Consider the following 4,634-nt stretch of genomic DNA (forward strand, 5'->3'; position numbering starts at 1 on the left):
GCGGCACTCGGCATTGGGCTACAAAAGCCCGATCCTGTTCGAGGCGGCCACCTGACGCCGAGAAATTGGCTCTCCACTTTTCCAGGGCAAGTCCAGACGACATGCGGAGTTACACCGAAGCGGGCAGCGATTTCCTCCGCACCCCATCCGCGATTGTCCGCCAGTTCGCGGAACCGCTCGAACTGGTCGGCGGGGTGCATCGCCTCGCGTGTGACGTTTTCATCAAGGGAGATTTCCGCCGCGTCGTTCTCGGTATCCAGCACGCAACGGAGGCTTTCGGTTTTCTTGATCTGCTTGCGCTTGACGCGCAGCATCTGCGCCAGCCTGCGGCCTTCGCCGATAGTCACGAAATAGCTTCCGGTCGGTTCGCCTTCCGCGTTCGTCTCTGGCTCCACCACCAGATTTTGCAGCATCCCTTTGGCGGCGATGCTGGCCGCCAGCGCCTCGATATGGGCTTCGCTGTGCGGGGTCTTACGGGCGTTGCGGGGCGACTTCTTCAACTTGTTCAGCGGCACGAACAGCACCGCGCCATTGGCAGCGGGGGCTTCGGAAACCGTGGCGGTCGTATCAACAGTGTTGGTCATGGCCTTGATCCTTTGGCTTGGGTTGGAGCGCAGCGCTGCGCTGCAACCCTGGCCGTCGCCGAGACCGGGGGGTGCAAGGTGCAAGGGCGGACGGGGCGGAGGGGGATCACCCGGCCTGCACAAGCGGGGCGAAACCATTGGTGAGAGTGTGAAACACGCATCCGCGCGGAAGGCGGGGGAAACCGTCCCGGCCGAGCGTCAGCGATCCCTTGCGCCGCGCCAGGGGGCTGCGCCCCCAAGCAACCGGCCCGGCATGAGCGCCAGCGGGCGCCGGGCATAAAGACCGGATCAGGATGGATGAAGCCGCAAAACCTGAAAGCCGTGCATCCTGATCGCCGCCTGCTCACTTTCGGGGCGTTGCGGGGGTGTCCCCGCAGAAGGGGGCGGCCGAGACCCGAGGCTCGGCCGTAGGGGATTGCTTTCCCCATCACCTCCCGGATCGCGATCATTTAATTACCAATATGCGGACCATTGACTCCCAATTTGCCGAGGCAGATAGTCTCAATCTGCTGAGTCTCGGAGTTGGCATGTACGGACGGTTTGTAGAACGGCGGGCGGAAGAAGCCCTTTCGGATACGCCGGTGGTCCTGATCGTAGGGCCACGCCGGGTCGGCAAGACCACGCTCGTCCGCAAGATGGGTGAGACTGGCCGAACCTATATCACGCTGGACGACCAGACGGTTCTCGCGGCGGCTCAATCCGATCCGGCTGGTTTCATTCGTGGGTTGGATCAAGCCATCATCGACGAAATCCAGCGCGCCCCTGACCTGCTGCTGGCCATCAAGAAGACGGTCGATGAGGACTATCGGCCGGGACGTTTTCTGCTGACGGGTTCGGCGAACGTGCTGACCATGCCGCGCATTGCTGACAGCCTGGCGGGACGGATGGAAACCATCCAGATGCTGCCGCTGGCCAAGGCCGAGGTGGAAGGCCGGACACCAGATTTTCTGGAACAGCTCTTCGAGGGTAAGCTCCAGAGCCAGCGGAACGCTGTCGTTGGTGATGATCTGGTCCAGCTCGTCCTGCTCGGTGGTTTTCCTGAAGCCATCAGCCGTGACACCGAGCGACGGCGGCAGGACTGGCTGCGATCCTATCTCACCTCGATCCTGACGCGCGATCTGCGCGACATCGCTGACGTTGAGAAACTGACCGAGTTGCCGAAATTCGTGCGGTTGCTCGCCGAACACTCAGGCCAATTGGTCAACTATTCGCAGTTCGCGGCCGGTATCGGCGTCACCCACAAGACGGGGCAGCGTTATGTCGGGCTGCTCGAACAGGTGTTTTTGGTCTCAACCGTGCAACCCTGGTTTACCAATGCCCTGAAACGCATCGCCAAGACGCCCAAGTTGCACTTCCTCGATTCCGGTTTGCTGGCGACCGTGCGCGGTCTGACGTTCGACAGGGTGAAGGCCGATCGCGGACCATTCGGCGCGCTCCTCGAAAGCTTCGTCTTCTCGGAAATTCTGAAACTGATGAGCGCTTCGGACCTGCGGCTGACACCTTATCATTTCCGCGATCGCGACATGCGCGAGGTCGACATCGTGCTGGAGCGCGACGATGGCACGATCGCCGGGATCGAGGTGAAGGCCAGCGCCACGGTCAAGGCCGGTGATTTTGGGGGCCTGCGTGCCTTGGCTGAGGCCTGCGGAGATCGCTTCGCCTTCGGCGTGGTCCTTTACGACAGCGCGGACGTCGTACCGTTTGGCGACAGGTTGGCGGCGGCGCCACTGTCGAGCCTCTGGAATGGAGAAGTACCGACCCACAAGCCAGGCAAAGGAGCGTCACATGGGACTGTATGAAAGCTGGTGTGACGCCACCAAGAAAAAAGACAAGCGAAAGCACTATTGGACCTATGTCGAGAAGGACGGCGGGCGCGATGCAATTCGCGATGACCTCGCCGAGACGATCCGCTCACATTACGACCGACTGGAACGCATCGCCGAAGACGTGGAACGGCTCGGCTACAAGGTCGCCGCGAAAATCCTCAGCGAGGCGATGCCCCAGACACCCAAGGGACGTTCCGGCGATCTTGGTGAGATTCTCGCGACCGAACTGGTCGAGGAAGAAATCGGCCTGCGCGTTCCCGTTCGCCGGCTCCGCTACAAGGATGGTCGCAACATGGCGATGCGCGGCGACGATTTCATCGGCGCGGGATACGATGCGGCTGGCGAAAAGCTATGGCTCCTGAAAGGCGAAGCTAAAAGCAACAAGGTACTCGGTAAGGCGACGGTCACGAGTGCCCGCAAAGTGCTCAACCGCGACAACGGCCGCTGCACGCCCGATTCCCTGCTCTTTGTCGCCAACCGCCTGTTGGAGAGCAATGACCCGGACGACAACGCATTGGGGCGCAGCCTGCGTGACGAGGTGGGCCTGAAGTCCCTTCGCGCCGATCGCATCGATCACATGCTCTTTACTGTATCTGGCAACGGCCCCCACGCTTCGCTGAAAGACGACCTTGATGCCACGGGGACCAATCGCGACCACTATGTCTTGAACATTCACGTTGAGGATCATCAGGACTTCATCGCAGCCATGTACCAGGAGGCGGAAGACCTTGGAAACGATTGACGAACTGACCGCTTTCCTGGCGACAGCGACGGTTGACGGTATCCTCGGCCGTCTCCTCTATCGCGGCGCGGCCTGGTCGTTGATGCGCGAAGAGGGGGTGTTGCCGGCGAATGCGCCGCCACTTGGCGCGACGATCGAGACAGACCTTGCCGAACACGGCTTCGCCTTACTCCGGGGCGCAATGGCCTTGCGAGCGCAGGCCGGTGCTTCGCCATTGACCAGCAAGGCCTTCGAGCGCGCGGCCAATGCTTTTGAGGCGCTGGTGCGCAACGGCGATCCGGAATCACCCGATCGCGGTTTTCGCCGCACCATTGCTGCCGCGGCCTATCACCTGGCCGGCTTCTCGGCCGTCGCCTATTCCCTGTTCAATGAGACGGCGGGCGACCTCAATGCGTCTCCGGGCGAGACGGCGATTCAACACCTGATCCTGCGCGATCTTGGCCAGTTGCGCGGATATGTTCGCGACTGGCTGGCCGACGAGGCTCATGGCGATGAGCAAATCGCTGCCGCCCTGACGGGCGAAGAACTCGATATCGATGAAGCGATATCTACGATCCTCAATACGACGATTTGCCGCGCGCTGGCCCATTTTGATTTTGCACTGGAGACCGGCGAACCCGAGCCGATCGAGATGGCGCGCACGCTTCTTGGTAACGCGGTCAATCTGGCTGACAACGCGGAGAATGTGCCGCTGTGGTGGATTTCGAACCTTAGCCGGCATCTGATCGACGACCTTTGGCAGCATTCGCTCCACCAGACTCTGCCGACCGAGCCGCCGGAGGGGACGGAGGAAAAATATCCGGACCTGCGACGGCTGTTCATCTCGTCCCTCTATGCGCGCAAGACCTCCGAGGTGGAGCTGTGGCCATCGCAGCGCGAAGCGGCACAGCGCTCCACGGACGTGACGGACGACCTGGTCGTCGCCTTGCCGACCAGCGCCGGCAAGACGCGCGTGGCCGAGATCGCCGCGTTGATGACGCTGTCGTCGACGCGCCGGGTGCTGATCGTCACGCCATTGCGCGCCCTGTCGGCGCAAACCGAGCGGTCCTTTAGGAAAACATTTGCGCCCCTCGGCTTCAGCGTTTCCTCACTCTATGGCGCCAGCGGTCTTTCGGCTGGAGATGAGGACGCTTTGCGTTCCCGCGAGATCATCATCGCGACACCCGAAAAACTCGACTTCGCACTGAGAAGCGATCCGTCGCTGATCGATGATGTCGGCCTGATCGTCCTCGACGAGGGCCATATGATTGGCCCGAGCGAGCGTGAAATCCGTTATGAGACGCTGGTGCAGCGCTTGCTCCGGCGGGCGGACGCGGGCGAACGCCGAATGGTCTGTCTGGACTTGCCCTGGAAAAGTGGAGAGCCAATTTCTCGCCGTCAGGCGGTTGCCTCGAACAGGATCGGGCTTTTGTAGCCCAATGCCGAGTGCCGCCGCGTTGGATTATAGAACCCGTCGATGAATGTGCCAATGGCACGTTCTGC

At 61.7% G+C, this 4,634-nt stretch carries 4 protein-coding genes; 3 read left to right on the forward strand and 1 reads right to left on the reverse strand.

What is annotated here, in order from left to right; all coding sequences use genetic code 11:
- Positions 1-584 (reverse strand): ParB/Srx family N-terminal domain-containing protein (locus CHB97_RS25535; protein ID WP_160106273.1); only part of this gene is annotated, 584 nt, incomplete at its 3' end.
- 527 nt (positions 585-1,111) lie between these two features.
- Here CHB97_RS25535 and CHB97_RS25540 point away from each other — a divergent pair.
- From CHB97_RS25540 to CHB97_RS25550, 3 genes are read left to right on the forward strand one after another with little or no spacing between them, the layout of a single operon-like run.
- Positions 1,112-2,383, forward strand: coding sequence for an ATP-binding protein (locus CHB97_RS25540; protein ID WP_089290841.1), 1,272 nt, complete (start codon positions 1,112-1,114; stop codon positions 2,381-2,383).
- A complete protein-coding gene (locus CHB97_RS25545) occupies positions 2,370-3,152 on the forward strand; it encodes a DUF1837 domain-containing protein (protein ID WP_089290842.1) in 783 nt (260 codons plus the stop codon). Before CHB97_RS25540 ends, CHB97_RS25545 begins: the two co-directional genes overlap by 14 nt.
- The gene (locus tag CHB97_RS25550; RefSeq protein ID WP_200820136.1) at positions 3,139-4,566 is read left to right on the forward strand and encodes a DEAD/DEAH box helicase; all 1,428 of its coding nucleotides are present in this window, start codon (positions 3,139-3,141) and stop codon (positions 4,564-4,566) included. Before CHB97_RS25545 ends, CHB97_RS25550 begins: the two co-directional genes overlap by 14 nt.
- The last annotated feature ends 68 nt before the right edge of the window (positions 4,567-4,634 follow it).

Origin of the sequence: Azospirillum sp. RU38E, from assembly GCF_900188385.1 — a bacterium.
Taxonomy (GTDB): domain Bacteria; phylum Pseudomonadota; class Alphaproteobacteria; order Azospirillales; family Azospirillaceae; genus Niveispirillum.

What these genes read in the sequence shown, in the direction of transcription:
- CHB97_RS25540 (WP_089290841.1), top strand. Translation starts at nt 1,112, where the DNA reads ATGTACGGACGGTTTGTAGAACGGCGGGCGGAAGAAGCCCTTTCGGAT.
- CHB97_RS25545 (WP_089290842.1), top strand. Translation starts at nt 2,370, where the DNA reads ATGGGACTGTATGAAAGCTGGTGTGACGCCACCAAGAAAAAAGACAAG.